A 13,744-nucleotide genomic window follows, 5' to 3' on the forward strand; every position below is an offset into this window, starting at 1 on the left:
CTATGCAAATACAAGACAGATTTATGTCACCGCAATGGAAAGCACGCTTCAAAGGGTATGTGCAGGTGACTAAGCCTGGCATCATTTTCGGGAATCTGATTTCCGTTGCTGGCGGTTTTTTATTAGCCGCCAAAGGCGACGTAAATCTGGTCTTGATGCTAGCGAGCTTAGTAGGATTGTCCTTGGTTGTGGCCTCTGGCTGCGCAATCAATAACTGTATTGACCGTGATATCGACGCCAAGATGCAGCGAACTTGCAAACGCGTGACCGTCACGGGCGAAATTGCCGTGGGTAACGTCCTCGCGTTTGGACTCGCCTTAGGCGTGTTGGGCTTTAGCATCTTAGCCTTGTTTACCAATGCATTAGCCCTGCTATTTGCCGTTATTGGTTACATTGTTTATGTGGGGGTTTATAGCCTCTACATGAAACGTAACTCAGTGTATGGCACTTTGGTTGGCAGCTTCTCGGGCGCAGTACCGCCCGTAGTTGGCTATTGCAGCGTGACAGGGCAAATGGACATGGGCGCGGCTATTTTGCTGTTGATGTTCAGTCTATGGCAGATGCCACATTCCTATGCCATCGCGATTTTCCGTTTTAATGACTATGCGGCAGCCAATATTCCTGTGCTGCCAGTGGCAGAAGGCATGACCAAAGCAAAACTGCATATCGTGCTTTATATTGCCGTGTTCGCCTTAGTCAGTGCACTGTTGCCACTCGCGGGTTACACAGGTATCGCCTTTATGGCGGTCACCTGCGCCACCAGCCTGTGGTGGCTTGCCATGGCATTAAAAGGTTATCGCCACGGCGTCGACATGCAACGCTGGGCTCGTCAAGTGTTTGGTTTTTCAATCATCACTATTACGGCGCTCAGTGTGACTATGGCGCTCGACTTCCAAGTCGTGAGTCAGGCGCCACTGCTCACCTTAGTGAAGTAAACCCTAAGCTTTCAGCTAGTTGCCTAGTCCTGAAATAAGTTGATAATAAAAAGCGCTAACCTAAATTAGCGCTTTTTTTCTACCTTAAAACAGCCCCTGATATATCACTTCTAAGTGAACATCATTCGCCACCACATGCCTGGCAGGCTAGTAAAGCCAGTCGTGTAGTGTTTTAACTCACCATCTTTAAAGATCATAATGGTTGGCGTCGCCTGCAATGACCAATCACGGGCAATCTTGCTGTCACTATCGTTAATAGTGTCAAAGCCATAATCCTGATGCTGAAGATATTTTCTCAGTTTCTCATCCTCACCCGAACTCATGGCAACCGTCACCACGGGGTAATAGGCCGACATTTGATTGACCGCCGGGCTGACAAAATTACACACAGGGCACCAAGTGCCCCAAAAGTACACCAATACCGCCTGATCTTGGCTGAGCGTGGCAATATCAAGCGTATCCCCTGCCAACGTCGTCCCTTGGAGTTGCGGCAAATTATCCCGCGGGATATCTTTGCCGCGCCAGATGTCCATCACGCTGGTCACGATAAGAGCAATGAGCAGCCAAAGTGCCAGCTGCTTAATCCAGCCCAATATGCGTTTAGGTAAAGATGTCGAAACCTGTTCGGCGCTCATATTTTCAGTTTCCTTTGGCTTCATCTTAACTACTCTTCTGAGTCTTATCTTGGGCTGCGATCGCGGCTTCTAGTTGCTCTTTTAGAACCTCATAGGGAACTAAGCCAGGAATAACCGTATCGGCAATTATCATACTTGGCGTACCGCCTATGCCTAACTCATTCATTAAGTTAACATTATCATCTACCATTTGAGCAACTCGTGGGTCTGTATTACCAGCCCAACGCTCCGTTTTTGTCAATTTAGCGACTTTGGCAATAGCGGCTGCATCCAGTCCACGCGGGCTCGACATCAACATGTCCTTCACTTTGAGATACTTTTCAGGCTCGTTTAACCATACGGTTTGAGCAAAGTCGACAGCTAGCTTTGACGCCTCACCCTGCAGTGGCACCATTTTGATAATAACTTTTAACTGCGGGAATTCTTCAATCAATTGGTTCAATGCGGGTTCGATTTTTTTACAATAAGGGCAATTAAAATCGGTGAAATACACCATAGTGATCTCGGGGGTTGCCGCACCTTTCCATGGATCGCTTTTCGTTTCATACATGGCCTCATGATTCGTCACTAAGCTCGTCTGCATCGCGGCATCAGCACCCTGTTGCTCTCGTGATTGCAACGCAATAATGGCTTCTTTCAATAACTCAGGATCATTGATCAAAACATCCTTAATCATGGCGCGTACTTCTTGCTGCTGTGCAGCGGTTAGGCTACTAGCGTCTGCATGGGCAAACGTGCTGATTGAGGGTAATGACACGACGAACATCGCCATTGCTACACCCGATACCGCAAACATTTGCAGCTTACGGTGTTTAAGAATTGTGCTTAATTTCGACATGTTTGTGACTCCATTTTCGTGCGTTAATTTATCGGTTTGAACTACATTTTTGACGTGAATTGTTGATTTCATAATAGGTTTTCCAATGTCATGGACCAGAGCTCGCGTCGATCCAATCGTTAACTATCTCTCTGTTAATTCACTAAGAGACAGGGGTTAATAGCGTTAGTGTTCAGTTGTCGCCTCTTTAGGCATAGATGAGGCTTGTTTAAGCGCATCAATTACCCGCTGGCTCGATAGAATTTCAGGTAATGCAATACCTTGCGGCGCATTAGGGCCATAGACGATATTAAAGGGCACGCCGAAACGATTGTGACTTTGGAGGTAATCAGTAATAGGTTGCGATGCAGTGGTCCAATCGCCTTTCATGGGTAATACATGTGCCTGTTGCAACAAGCTGTAGACGGGTTCTTGTAAGATCACGCCCACTTTATTGGCCTTACAGGTAATGCACCAATCGGCAGTGACATCGACAAATACTGTCTTTCCTTGGGCAACCTGTTGGTCAATTAACGCTTGATCCAATGGCGTCCAAGTAAGGTCTGTTGGTAAGGGTTTTGCCCATTGATTTGAGGTGCTAAACGCGATGACAGCCGATAATAAAATACCCACGCCCAAACTGCTGACAATGGCAATAGCGCCGTATTTTTTAGCCATAAAAAACATAAAAATCAGCGCAATGGCAGCACCAAGTGGCCACAGATAAATCACATTAACAAAACTCGCTAATAGGCTGATTAACCACAAACTGGTGAGTAACAACATCGCGGAGAAAAATACTTTTACTATGTTCATCCAGCGGCCGGGTTTAGGGCAATAACCCGCCACTTGTGGAAATGCCGCCACCATTAACCAAGGCAGCGACATCCCCACAGCTAAAGCAGTAAAGATCACCAACAGACTCAGTACATCAGCGCCCAAAGCGAATGCCACTGCGGTGCCCAAGAAAGGTGCGCTGCACGGCGTTGCCAACAAAGTCGCAAACATGCCCTGTAAAAAGTGGCCCCGGTTGTTATTGCCGCCGGTTGTCGCCAACTTGGTTTGTACGTTAGAAGGTAAGTTAATCTCAAACACACCTAACATATTGAAAGCAAAAACTGTAGTCACAAGCGCCATAAAGCCGATAAACCACGGATTTTGGAACTGCACGCCCCAGCCAATCGCTTGTCCAGTGAGTTTGAGTATTAAGATGAAGCCAGCCAGTAGCCAAAATGAGACTAAAATACCCAGCGCTGAGGCGATAAACTGTTGGCGGATTTGATTGCGTTGTAAATGAGGCGCAGCGACTACTGAGCTCAACTTCATCCCGAGTACCGGTAATACACAGGGCATCACATTTAAAATCAACCCACCGATAAGCGCCAACAATATGATGCTGAATATCGAGGTGTTTTCCTGCGTAATCACCTTAGGTTCAACCTTGGCGCTATATTCGAGTGCTCGCTCACCATCAATAACCGTAACATTGAGTGGTTTACCTAATACTTCTGGTTCACCTAGCCAACTAGTGCCATTAAAAATAGCTACTAATTGCTGGCCCTCTAGGGCCGTTTCGCTCTTAGTTAAGCTCACTCGTTTAAATGTAGTATCGGGCTCGCCATCAATAATAATGCTGGGCTGCTGCCAGTTGGTATCATTCAGTCTGACTTCAAGCTGACTTTTAGCGGCATCCCAACCTAATGTCATCACAGGCGGCATGCCCTCTGCTGCCACGACCTTTTGTGGCACCCGCGATATAGCCTTGTTGTAAGCCAACATGGCAGCGGTATTTGCTTGCAGTGCATTAGGGGTGAAATCAAGATCAATTTGATAATCAGTCAGTACACAGATGGTGGTGCAAGTCGATAACGTCACCTTACCGCGCAGCTGAGTTGGCGCGCTAATATCATCAACCGTTAGGAGTAATGGAAAGGTCGTATTACCTTTATAGCCAAAGGTTTGCAGCCCTAATAACGAAAACTCTTCAGGTGCAGGCCATGCCCAATCAACATGTTGTAGATTACGGGACTCATCCCATTTAATCGCCGGAGCAATACCGCCTTCCCCTGGGCTACGCCAATAGGTTTTCCAATCGCCCTCAAGTTGAACCTCGAGTACCGCAGGTAAAGTATTCGATACTGGATCGACTGCGCCAGTCAGCATAAATCGTACCTTGACGGGCAAATGATGTTCATTCACTAACCATGGGGTTGATGCTACCGATAACGCCGGACTCGCCACGAGCAAAACCAGCATCCACAATCGGATTGAGACGAATTTTAGAATGTGCATTTTATCCCCAAAGTATGCATTAACTGTAAGTTATTCAATTGCATATTAATCTCTTTGATATTTCGTCAGCATAACTACCGAGGTAATACTTAAGCGTGAATCGCCGTTAAGTGTATTTCCAAAGTGCATTTACGTTATGCCTTAGCTCATCTTTTAGCCACCGAAGTGCAGGCTAACGCTATGATCTCGTTATTTAAGTCGTCAAGACTTAATAGGAGCGATACGCTAAAAGGTGTGGTTCAACAAATCTGATAGGGAGATAAAGGTATAAAGCTGATGTTCAGCCGCGACTTAGTTCTGTTTATCAGCAATAAGCTGATGAGATAATTAACGACCCACAGACAAAGTTCACACTGAAAAAATCACCTATCAAATTGATAAGTAAATTATTTTCATTCTTGAAAGCGGCAATGGGTGAGATGTATTCGCCGAGGTTTGGCTTGATAATTCTGTATAGGTAACAGGGTTATCACGCGGGAGGCACGGGGGAGTAATGGCAGTAGGAACAATAGGGTTAGAAAAGGGATAGAACTCGGTACATCGATACAGGTACGGATCGACTTTTCAGATAACTCACATTTTTTCTGCTCAGTCTTAGCTAAGTCACCCTCGCTAGAAAGGTTGCTAAGACTCACGCCTTTAACAATATCGCTTGAAAAAGAGGGGCCAGCAATCGCTTGCGTACTCGATGAATTGAGTAGCAATTTAAGCATTCCACTATTTTGAGTCAAGCAAAACAAGGTCAGTATGGTAAAAACCATTACACCCCATAAATTGCCTGTTTGCTTAGTAAATAACTTAATAATATGAATTTCTCTGGTCTTCTTTGTTAGAAAAAATACAAACGGCTTGGTACTAAACGTTCGTGGAGTATAAGACCGGAGGATTGTAACAATAGTTCATCGGCAAGCAAACTATTTGATTTTGTCCCTAAGCTAGTTCGCTCGTTTGCTTTTACTTAAGTATTATTTTAATAGCGTTAAGATTTTATGCTGCAGCATCGCCTAGAAATAGCCTGAGTGTTTACAAACCTGATGCGCTAAGCCTATAAATGCCTCGGCTGCCGCAGTCTGATAAGCATCTTTTCGTTGCAACAATACCGCAGTACGCTTGAGTAAAGTTGGCGTCAGAGCAATCGCTATCAGCTCATCGCGCTCACTAGCAATGTTAGAAGGTAATAATGTCGTCAATTGAGTATGGCGGACAATTTCAATGACGGCACTTAACGAGTTAGCCTCCATCAATACTATTGGTTGGATATTGTGTTGATGGCAATAACGTTGAATTTGCTCACGGGTTACAAACTCATGACTGAGCAATACCAATGACTGCGCGTTCAATGTTTGCAAATCAATCGCCTGGTACTTTGCAAGTGGATGATCTTTATTAACCACCAATGCCAGCGTTTCAACCATAAGAATTTGCGATTCGATCTCGGTAGAGTGCACCTCAGCAAAGGCAATACCGACATCAAACTTATCATCAAGCAATTGTTTTTCCATATGCTCTTGTGACATCTCTTGCACGCTAACCGTGATATTGGGATGGCTATTATGGAATGCTTTTACTAACGGACCAATTAAGTAGGTAGTAAAGGTGGGAGTCATGGCAATGCGCAAAGCACCACGACTGAGGTTTTGTACATCGTGAATAGCTCGTCGCCCCTCATCTAAATCTTGCAAGGCTTTATGTGCATAACGTGCATACACTTCACCAGCATCAGTTAGCTTAACACTGCGACCAGAACGATCAAACAGAGGCGCACCCAGCGTCTCTTCGAGTTGCTTTATTTGTTGAGATAAGGCTGGCTGCGAAACATACAAAGATGCAGCCGCCCGCGTAAAGCTTTGGTGTTTTGCAACAGCCAGAAAATAATTTATGTGTCTAAGTATCATCGTTCTCTACAGGAGCCAGACTTTATCTATAAGTATTTATTATGGACATAATAATATACCCGTCTTTTACCTTATTTCAATAGCCGCGTAGTATTCTCCCTATCGAAACAACAGAGACAACCGTTATGCAAGACGTTATTAAAGGTTTTTTAAAGTTCCATAGCGATGCATTTCCTGAACGCGCTGATCTGTTCAAGAATTTGGCGACCAAGCAGAGCCCGAATACCTTATTTATTTCCTGTTCAGATAGCCGCTTAGTACCTGAACTCGTCACCCAGCGTGAACCTGGTGGCCTATTTGTGATTCGCAATGCGGGCAACATAGTACCGTCCTATGGACCTGAGCCTGGAGGCGTCTCTGCATCGGTAGAGTATGCGGTGACCGCATTACAGGTAACAGATGTGGTGATATGTGGTCACTCAGACTGCGGCGCAATGTCTGCTATTGCAACCTGTCAATGCATGGATCACATGCCAGCCGTTGGCAGTTGGCTCCGTTACGCGGACTCTGCTCGCATCGTCAACGAATCACTCAACCATCTAAGCGAGCATGATCGTATTGAATCTATGGTACGAGAGAATGTGATCGCTCAGATTGAAAACATTAAAACGCATCCTTCAGTTCGACTGGCTATTAGAGAAGGCCGTTTGGCTTTACACGGTTGGGTTTACGATATCGAGACGGGCAACATTGATGCCTTAGACGGCGTAACGAACAGTTTTGTTTCTCTTACGCAGCACACTAAGGTTCACGCTTACCCTGTACAGCTGCCTGAAGCAGTTTAATCCAATAATATTTACATTATTGTTAACTATAAATAATCATCACTAAAAGGTATTACCATGATTCAATCTCAAATTAGCAACGCTGCACGTCAAGCATTAACAGATACTATTATTGCCTTAAAAGCTGAAAAGAAATTATCATTCGAGCAAATAGCAGAAGGAACCGGTTTAAGCGATGTCTACGTAACGGCCGCTTTGTTAGGCCAACATCCTCTCCCTGCTGATGCAGCGAAAAAAGTGGGTGAAACCTTAGGTCTTGATGAGAATGCTATCTCATTACTACAAGCGATTCCGCTACGCGGCAGTGTCGGAGCGAGCATGCCAACAGATCCTACTATCTATCGTTTTTATGAGATGATGCAGGTTTATGGCACGACCCTTAAAGCACTCGTCCATGAACAGTTTGGCGATGGCATCATCAGTGCAATCAACTTTAAGATGGATATCAAAAAAGTGGCAGATCCAGAAGGTGGCGATCGCGCAGTCATTACGCTTGATGGTAAGTTTTTACCCTTCAAACCTTTTTAATGGTCTAGTTTAGCAGTCGCAACTTATTGAAAAGTTTGCCACGCTAAAAATAGATTTAGTATAGTAAAAGTCGGCGCAACACGTCGACTTTTGGCTACCTAGGATATTTATTTACTGATGCACACTGTTTATATTTCAGCCAAAAAGCAGCAATCATTGCTGAAGAAATTGTGGCCTATGGTGGTGATTTCTGGATTATCCCTGACATTACGTCCCTTGATTACATCCACCGGCCCTCTACTAGAGGAAATCCGCCTTACTACTGATATCGGGCTGCAGGTCGCGTCATTACTCGTTGTGTTACCTATGTTATGTATGGGGATACTGCCTTTACTGTTACCTTCGATTGGCAAAAAACTCAGTGAAAGTACATGGATAATTAGTGGGTTGCTTGCGATTGCTTTCACTGGCCTCTGGCGTTTTTTTTTGGATACTGGCTGGACATTAATTACTAGCGCTTTAATCGGTGGCGCGGGTATTGCCATTGTACAAGCGTTCGCGCCAGGAGTTGTTAAACGTTGGTATCCCAAACATGTACCGCTGGCAATGGGGGTTTATTCAGCCTCACTCATGGCGGGAGGCGGTATTGCCGCAATGCTAAGCCCGTTAGTCGCTCAGCATTACGGGAGCTGGCAAATAGGATTAGCCATATGGCTAATACTACCTGTTATTGCACTTTTGCTGTGGTGGTTCAAACCACATGAAGCAACAGAGACTAAAAATAGTAGCGTAAAATTCAATTTTTTTAGTAATCGCCGAGCGTGGTTATTAGCTTGTTATTTTGGACTAGCGAATGCCAGTTATGCTTGTATGATCGCTTGGCTTCCCACCTATGCGCGTAGTTTAGGTTGGAGCGCCCAAAGTAGCGGTATGTTGATTGGTATCATGACTGTGTTTCAAGTAGCAGGTGCACTCATAATACCTGTACTTTCATCTAATCGTTTAGATCGACGGCTGTGGTTATTTTTTGCCGTTGGTATTCAGGCTATTGGTTTTACAGGATTAATACTGATGCCAGCTTCATTTCTAATGCTTTGTGTATCGTTAATCGGTTGTGGTATGGGAGCCTGCTTTTCTTTGACTCTGACCGTCGCACTTGATCATGTAGCGATACCAAGAATCGCTGGAGCACTAACCGCATTTGTACAAGGTATTGGTTTTATCATTACCGCGATAATGCCTTATATTGCAGGATTATTGCGTGAATGGACTGGGAGCTTTCTGAGTGTTTGGTTCATGCTTCTGGTCATGCTTATTGGCATGCTGATGGTCACAATAAAGTTTTCACCTGAAAGTTACGCAAAGGCAATTGACTGTTAATATAATAATATTAAGGATTTATAATGAAAAAATTATTTTTTTATGCGGCGCTGACAACCTCTATATTGTCGATCGCGGCGGGCGCAAACACCTTACAAAGTAATCAAATTAAAAATAATGAAGCGAATGGTGGATCACATATGATGACAGTTCCTGTATTAACAGGTGAGATGGCACAAAACATCGTAAATGCGGCGGCATTAGAAGCTAAAAAAGAGCAGTTAATGGTATCCATTACGGTCGTTGATGCTTCCGGACAAACTTTAGCCGTGTTAAGGGATCATCAAGCAGGCGTACATACCATCCGTGCCAGCTACAAAAAAGCTTACACTGCGAACTCACAAAAAAGAGAAACTGCGGTCATCGCTAAGGGAGTTGCGGATGGCTCTATTCCTGCCGACATTCGGTATTTGGATGAAAATATACTGATTATGGATGGCGGTGTTCCTATCTTTATTAACGGTATCGTTGTGGGTGGCATAGGGGTCGGAGGGGCGCACGGCAGCCAAGATGTTCGTATTGCGAAAGCGGGTTTAAAAGCTTTAGATTAAATTTGTATGCATAAATACATTCGCACCACCATAAGCTCTATTTTTATATTAAAATAATTATAGTGTTATCGCGCTATTTGGAATTGCTGGTGAGCTGACAATCGATAAGAACATCATGTTGTTCACGCGAGTAGTCAGCTCCTTAGCTATCAATATATAAGGTGCGGCTAGGTTTATTCGGGAGCATTAGGGTAAAAATATCGCCTTGCGGGGGTTAGGAGTCTACATTTCGCTCAGCGCTCTTTGGTTAAAATGCTAATAAAGTAGAATCCCGCCCTGCACTGTAAGTATGGTAGACGCACTGGGATGACTTGTAAAATATGCTTTAAATTTATAGCGTTATAAATTTTAGCAAGCGATTCATCGCTATTTCATTGCAGATTTAATGTATAGGTCGAAGCGATTTTTTTTAGTTTCGATGACTGAATGCGGCTTCACACCGTCTAAATATTCAGCATAATCGGGGCGCTTAACCACAACGCGCTTGGTTGCCAAAGCGAGCGCTGGCGCAAGCAAACCATCGGCATCTAAATCGGCGCCAACTAAGGATTGAAATACACGCATTTCCTTTTTAACAAGGGCTGATTTATCACGGTGTGGATACATAGGATCAAGATAAACCACGTCAACATCTTGCTCCAATTTCGCGAGCGCTTCTAAGCTAGAACCAGGGAATAAACGCATCCGCTCGCGCATCCAATCACCAATTTCAGCATCTTGATAGGCACGGCGTAAACCATCCTCAAGTAATGCGGCAACCACAGGATGACGCTCAACCATAGTCACTGTACAACCTAAGCTGGCAAGCACGAAGGCATCGCGCCCTAAACCTGCAGTACCATCAACCACACTCGGCGTGACCCCTTGCTTTAATCCCACCGCTTTAGCGATAGATTGTCCACGACCACCACCAAATTTACGTCGATGCGCCACAGCGCCGGTGACAAAGTCAACCACTATGCCATCGAGCTTAGGTTCATCACGTTTATGCAGCGATAAGGTATTTGATTCAAAACGCAATTCGAAAGGGGCATTCGCATCGTAGGCAAGTTGCCAACGCGCACAAATATCCACAAGTGTCGGGTATTGCTGATTGAAAAAGACTGGAATAGGCAAAGGGACCACTGTTTATACAATTAAAAACTATGGTCATTATGCCAAAAGCAATCTTAGCTGAATACTGTCTTGGCTTGGCCAATTTACCCTAAGGACTATTATCCCTATAATTGCCCTTATGAATGCGGGTATTCCACCTGCAACACTCACCTTGGAAGATTCCATGTTAAGTTACCGCCATGGTTATCACGCTGGCAATTATGCCGATGTGTTGAAACACGCCATCTTGCTACAAACCTTGCAGCTGATGCACAAGAAAGACAAACCCCTCGTGTATATCGACACACATGCGGGTGCGGGTGGTTATGCTTTAAGCGATGAGTTTGCACAAAAAACCGGTGAATACCTCGAAGGCGTAGCTAAGCTTTGGGATAAAACGGATCTGCCGCAGTCGCTGCAGGACTATGTCGCCGCCGTGCGTCATTTTAATGAAGAAAATCCTGACGAACTCAACTTCTACCCAGGTTCGCCTGCCATTATCGATATGGAATTAGGGCCCAAAGATCGCATGGTACTGCACGAGCTACACAGTACAGACCATTCATTACTGGACGATTACTTTTGCGAAGATAGACAAGTTAAAGTGCTTAATGGTGATGGCTTACAAGGTCTTATCGCCGCAGTGCCGCCACTAGAGCGCCGCGCTTTGGTACTGGTTGATCCAAGTTATGAGATGAAAACCGACTATCAAGATGTAGCCGAAACACTGATAAAAGCGCATAAACGCTTTGCCACTGGGGTTTTTCTATTATGGTATCCGGTCGTGAATCGTGCTCAAACCGAGGGCATGTTATCGCGCCTTACTAACAGTGGTATTAAACGCCAACTACGCATAGAACAAGCCATTAAACCCGATTCAGATGAGTTTGGTATGACAGCAGCTGGCTTATGGGTCATCAACCCACCTTGGCAGTTAGATGAAATCGCGACTGAATTAATGGATTATTTAGGTAAGACGCTCGGACAAGCTGACGGTAACATTACCGTGAAATGGGAAGTTGGCGAATAACGCTCAATTTAAATGGCGGCGGATATTTAAATTTTCGCCGCTTATTTTTAATCTAATATACAGCCGTTAAGCCCCCGCCTGCTCACGATAACGTTTCAATAAAATCTTTACTCGCTCAACATAGGCTTGAGTTTCAGGATAAGGCGGAATGCCATTGTACTGCACTACCGTTGTCGGCCCCGCATTGTAAGCGGCACAAGCCAGCGCCACATCACCGTTAAACTGTTTTAGCATTTGTGCCAAATATCGACTGCCCCCTAAAATATTTTCTTCAGGCAAAAAAGCGTTTGCCACACCCATCTCTTTGGCTGTGTTTGGCATCAATTGCATTAAGCCCATCGCACCGGTACGCGAAACTGCGCGCGCATTAAAAGCAGACTCGGCATGGATCACTGCACGGATTAAGGCGGGGTCGAGCTGATGTTTATGCGCTGCATGGGTGATAACCGCATCATAGTTAGCCGTAAATAGACGGATACCATTCCAATCAATGGTTGAGTCGGGGCGGCAGGCAAAACAGTCATAGAGTAAGATTTGATACGAGTTACTCACGGGAGCTTTGTCGGTAAAGACTGTGACACCATTAGCTTGTTGATATTGGTAAATCTTAAGTTTTTCCAGACCTTCACGGCTCACTATGCCGTTATCGGAGTAGCGTGCAACGATACGTGGTTTTGATTTTTCGCTAGCTTCTTGCGCATAAGCACTCGAGAGTAATAATAATAAACTCAAGCCCAATACGGTCAATAAATACGATGTGGCAGTCCATCTACAGGTAAGCGGTGAGCGAGTAGGCAACATCAGAGTCCCGTATGCTGGTTAAGTTTAAGTATTTCAATAATAGCAAAGAGTTGCTTCATCTCGCGGTTTATCTGACTAAATTCAGCGGAAAAAGTCGCCCCATTGAAAATAGACTGCATTTTAAAATGGATGCTGCGATTCGGTAGAAATATCATTAGCTTGTTACGAAAAAAAGCACATTGGACATTCCCACCAAAATGCTTCGCAAGTTGCTGTAAGCGTTCCATAAATACCGTGTTTAGCAAGTAACGCGACTCCACTTGATCCGTTGAAAACACATCAAACTCTTTTTCAAATTGCGGATCTTCAAGCTTTACTCGTGTCAGCCCTGCATAACTATCGGACACAAAGTTAACTAACCCACCACGGTCCCGCAGCACTACTGTATGGCCAGTAAACGCCTTATGACTATTCAGCTCAACCACTAAACCGTGAAATAGGGTATGAGTGCGCGTCACGGTTCTTCGTCTATTGTTATCCTGCGTTTCTACTTTCACTTTTTTGGTCAAGGTAAGCTCATTAATTATCAAGTCAACGCCTTGATAGCTGCCTTGAATATAATCGCCAAAGCGTACTTTATCGTAATGTGGCAATACCTTAGCCGCAACCAGCCGATTCAGGTCGAGGCGCATTTCGCGGCTATAAACAAACTCATCGCCAAAATATTTAAACATCAACGGATAAACATACTGCTGCACCGATTGTTTAAAATCTCGAACTGGAGCAAAACTCCACCAGCCTAATCCGAGTAACGCAAGCAATGGCAAAGGAGGAAAATAAGCCACTCCGCTGCGATAGCCAATAACAGTGAGCAAGGTGAGCCCAAGCACTATCATAAAACTCAAATACAAGCGTTTGCGCGCAGCTTTAAGGCAGGCCACGCGTTGAGTTTCATATTTGCGACTGATGGGGGCAATATTTTTATCGTAATACGCTTGCAGCTGAGGCAAAGCCTCTAAATCTGCTGACAAATTTACCGGGGTGCGAACCGCGCGAATCGGGACACCTAAAATAAAAGTTAATATATTCATATTGATGTCATCGTATTTCAGGGTGACCA

14 protein-coding genes are annotated in these 13,744 nt (G+C 44.8%); 6 read left to right on the plus strand and 8 right to left on the minus strand.

Annotated elements, in window-relative coordinates:
- Positions 1 to 2 precede the first annotated feature (2 nt).
- The gene (gene cyoE / locus ACRN9H_RS14460) at positions 3 to 935 is read left to right on the plus strand and encodes a heme o synthase (protein ID WP_006079488.1); all 933 of its coding nucleotides are present in this window, start codon (positions 3 to 5) and stop codon (positions 933 to 935) included.
- Positions 936 to 1,045: 110 nt separating this feature from the next.
- On the opposite strand, the gene ACRN9H_RS14465 is transcribed toward cyoE, so the two are convergent.
- From ACRN9H_RS14465 to cynR, 5 genes are all read right to left on the minus strand, one after another.
- A complete protein-coding gene (locus tag ACRN9H_RS14465; protein ID WP_012090581.1) occupies positions 1,046 to 1,570 on the minus strand; it encodes a protein disulfide oxidoreductase in 525 nt (174 codons plus the stop codon).
- A gap of 25 nt (positions 1,571 to 1,595) precedes the next feature.
- A complete protein-coding gene (locus ACRN9H_RS14470; RefSeq protein WP_432314699.1) occupies positions 1,596 to 2,480 on the minus strand; it encodes a DsbA family protein in 885 nt (294 codons plus the stop codon).
- 93 nt (positions 2,481 to 2,573) lie between these two features.
- Positions 2,574 to 4,679, minus strand: a complete 2,106-nt coding sequence (locus tag ACRN9H_RS14475; RefSeq protein ID WP_432314701.1) for a protein-disulfide reductase DsbD family protein — start codon at positions 4,677 to 4,679, stop codon at positions 2,574 to 2,576.
- Positions 4,680 to 5,071: 392 nt separating this feature from the next.
- The gene (locus tag ACRN9H_RS14480) at positions 5,072 to 5,440 is read right to left on the minus strand and encodes a hypothetical protein (protein WP_432314703.1); all 369 of its coding nucleotides are present in this window, start codon (positions 5,438 to 5,440) and stop codon (positions 5,072 to 5,074) included.
- A gap of 243 nt (positions 5,441 to 5,683) precedes the next feature.
- Positions 5,684 to 6,574 carry a transcriptional regulator CynR gene (gene cynR, locus ACRN9H_RS14485; protein ID WP_432314704.1) on the minus strand — a complete coding sequence of 297 codons (891 nt, stop codon included), beginning with the start codon at positions 6,572 to 6,574 and terminating at the stop codon, positions 5,684 to 5,686.
- Positions 6,575 to 6,699: 125 nt separating this feature from the next.
- On the opposite strand from cynR, the gene ACRN9H_RS14490 reads away from it, so the two are divergent.
- From ACRN9H_RS14490 to ACRN9H_RS14505, 4 genes are all read left to right on the plus strand, one after another.
- Complete coding sequence (locus ACRN9H_RS14490) at positions 6,700 to 7,359, plus strand: carbonic anhydrase (protein ID WP_220772042.1); 660 nt, start codon at positions 6,700 to 6,702, stop codon at positions 7,357 to 7,359.
- A 57-nt stretch (positions 7,360 to 7,416) separates the two neighbouring features.
- Positions 7,417 to 7,887, plus strand: coding sequence for a cyanase (gene cynS / locus ACRN9H_RS14495; RefSeq protein ID WP_220772040.1), 471 nt, complete (start codon positions 7,417 to 7,419; stop codon positions 7,885 to 7,887).
- A gap of 117 nt (positions 7,888 to 8,004) precedes the next feature.
- Positions 8,005 to 9,207 (plus strand): CynX/NimT family MFS transporter, encoded by a 1,203-nt coding sequence (locus ACRN9H_RS14500; protein ID WP_432314706.1) that lies wholly within the window; start codon positions 8,005 to 8,007, stop codon positions 9,205 to 9,207.
- A 23-nt stretch (positions 9,208 to 9,230) separates the two neighbouring features.
- A complete protein-coding gene (locus ACRN9H_RS14505; protein WP_432314708.1) occupies positions 9,231 to 9,758 on the plus strand; it encodes a GlcG/HbpS family heme-binding protein in 528 nt (175 codons plus the stop codon).
- Positions 9,759 to 10,124: 366 nt separating this feature from the next.
- Here ACRN9H_RS14505 and ACRN9H_RS14510 read toward each other — a convergent pair whose 3' ends face one another.
- Positions 10,125 to 10,874 carry a class I SAM-dependent methyltransferase gene (locus ACRN9H_RS14510; RefSeq protein WP_432314710.1) on the minus strand — a complete coding sequence of 250 codons (750 nt, stop codon included), beginning with the start codon at positions 10,872 to 10,874 and terminating at the stop codon, positions 10,125 to 10,127.
- Between the two features lie 163 nt (positions 10,875 to 11,037).
- On the opposite strand from ACRN9H_RS14510, the gene ACRN9H_RS14515 reads away from it, so the two are divergent.
- On the plus strand, positions 11,038 to 11,883 hold the full coding sequence (locus ACRN9H_RS14515) for a 23S rRNA (adenine(2030)-N(6))-methyltransferase RlmJ (RefSeq protein WP_432314712.1): 846 nt from the start codon (positions 11,038 to 11,040) through the stop codon (positions 11,881 to 11,883).
- Between the two features lie 66 nt (positions 11,884 to 11,949).
- Here the strand turns inward: ACRN9H_RS14515 and ACRN9H_RS14520 are convergent, their stop codons facing one another.
- Positions 11,950 to 12,684 carry a lytic transglycosylase domain-containing protein gene (locus ACRN9H_RS14520; protein WP_432314714.1) on the minus strand — a complete coding sequence of 245 codons (735 nt, stop codon included), beginning with the start codon at positions 12,682 to 12,684 and terminating at the stop codon, positions 11,950 to 11,952.
- Entirely contained in the window at positions 12,684 to 13,715 is a 1,032-nt protein-coding gene (locus tag ACRN9H_RS14525) for a DUF3137 domain-containing protein (protein ID WP_432314715.1), read from the minus strand. Before ACRN9H_RS14525 ends, ACRN9H_RS14520 begins: the two co-directional genes overlap by 1 nt.
- Positions 13,716 to 13,744 lie beyond the last annotated feature (29 nt).

Source organism: Shewanella sp. MF08487 (assembly GCF_050848685.1).
Lineage (GTDB): Bacteria > Pseudomonadota > Gammaproteobacteria > Enterobacterales > Shewanellaceae > Shewanella > Shewanella glacialipiscicola.

Excerpts from the sequence above, each read along its gene's own strand:
- cyoE (WP_006079488.1), top strand. The coding sequence starts at position 3 with ATGCAAATACAAGACAGATTTATGTCACCGCAATGGAAAGCACGCTTC.
- ACRN9H_RS14465 (WP_012090581.1), bottom strand. The coding sequence starts at position 1,570 with ATGAGCGCCGAACAGGTTTCGACATCTTTACCTAAACGCATATTGGGC.
- ACRN9H_RS14470 (WP_432314699.1), bottom strand. The coding sequence starts at position 2,480 with ATGAAATCAACAATTCACGTCAAAAATGTAGTTCAAACCGATAAATTA.
- ACRN9H_RS14475 (WP_432314701.1), bottom strand. The coding sequence starts at position 4,679 with ATGCACATTCTAAAATTCGTCTCAATCCGATTGTGGATGCTGGTTTTG.
- ACRN9H_RS14480 (WP_432314703.1), bottom strand. The coding sequence starts at position 5,440 with ATGGTTTTTACCATACTGACCTTGTTTTGCTTGACTCAAAATAGTGGA.
- cynR (WP_432314704.1), bottom strand. The coding sequence starts at position 6,574 with ATGATACTTAGACACATAAATTATTTTCTGGCTGTTGCAAAACACCAA.
- ACRN9H_RS14490 (WP_220772042.1), top strand. The coding sequence starts at position 6,700 with ATGCAAGACGTTATTAAAGGTTTTTTAAAGTTCCATAGCGATGCATTT.
- cynS (WP_220772040.1), top strand. The coding sequence starts at position 7,417 with ATGATTCAATCTCAAATTAGCAACGCTGCACGTCAAGCATTAACAGAT.
- ACRN9H_RS14500 (WP_432314706.1), top strand. The coding sequence starts at position 8,005 with ATGCACACTGTTTATATTTCAGCCAAAAAGCAGCAATCATTGCTGAAG.
- ACRN9H_RS14505 (WP_432314708.1), top strand. The coding sequence starts at position 9,231 with ATGAAAAAATTATTTTTTTATGCGGCGCTGACAACCTCTATATTGTCG.
- ACRN9H_RS14515 (WP_432314712.1), top strand. The coding sequence starts at position 11,038 with ATGTTAAGTTACCGCCATGGTTATCACGCTGGCAATTATGCCGATGTG.
- ACRN9H_RS14520 (WP_432314714.1), bottom strand. The coding sequence starts at position 12,684 with ATGTTGCCTACTCGCTCACCGCTTACCTGTAGATGGACTGCCACATCG.
- ACRN9H_RS14525 (WP_432314715.1), bottom strand. The coding sequence starts at position 13,715 with ATGAATATATTAACTTTTATTTTAGGTGTCCCGATTCGCGCGGTTCGC.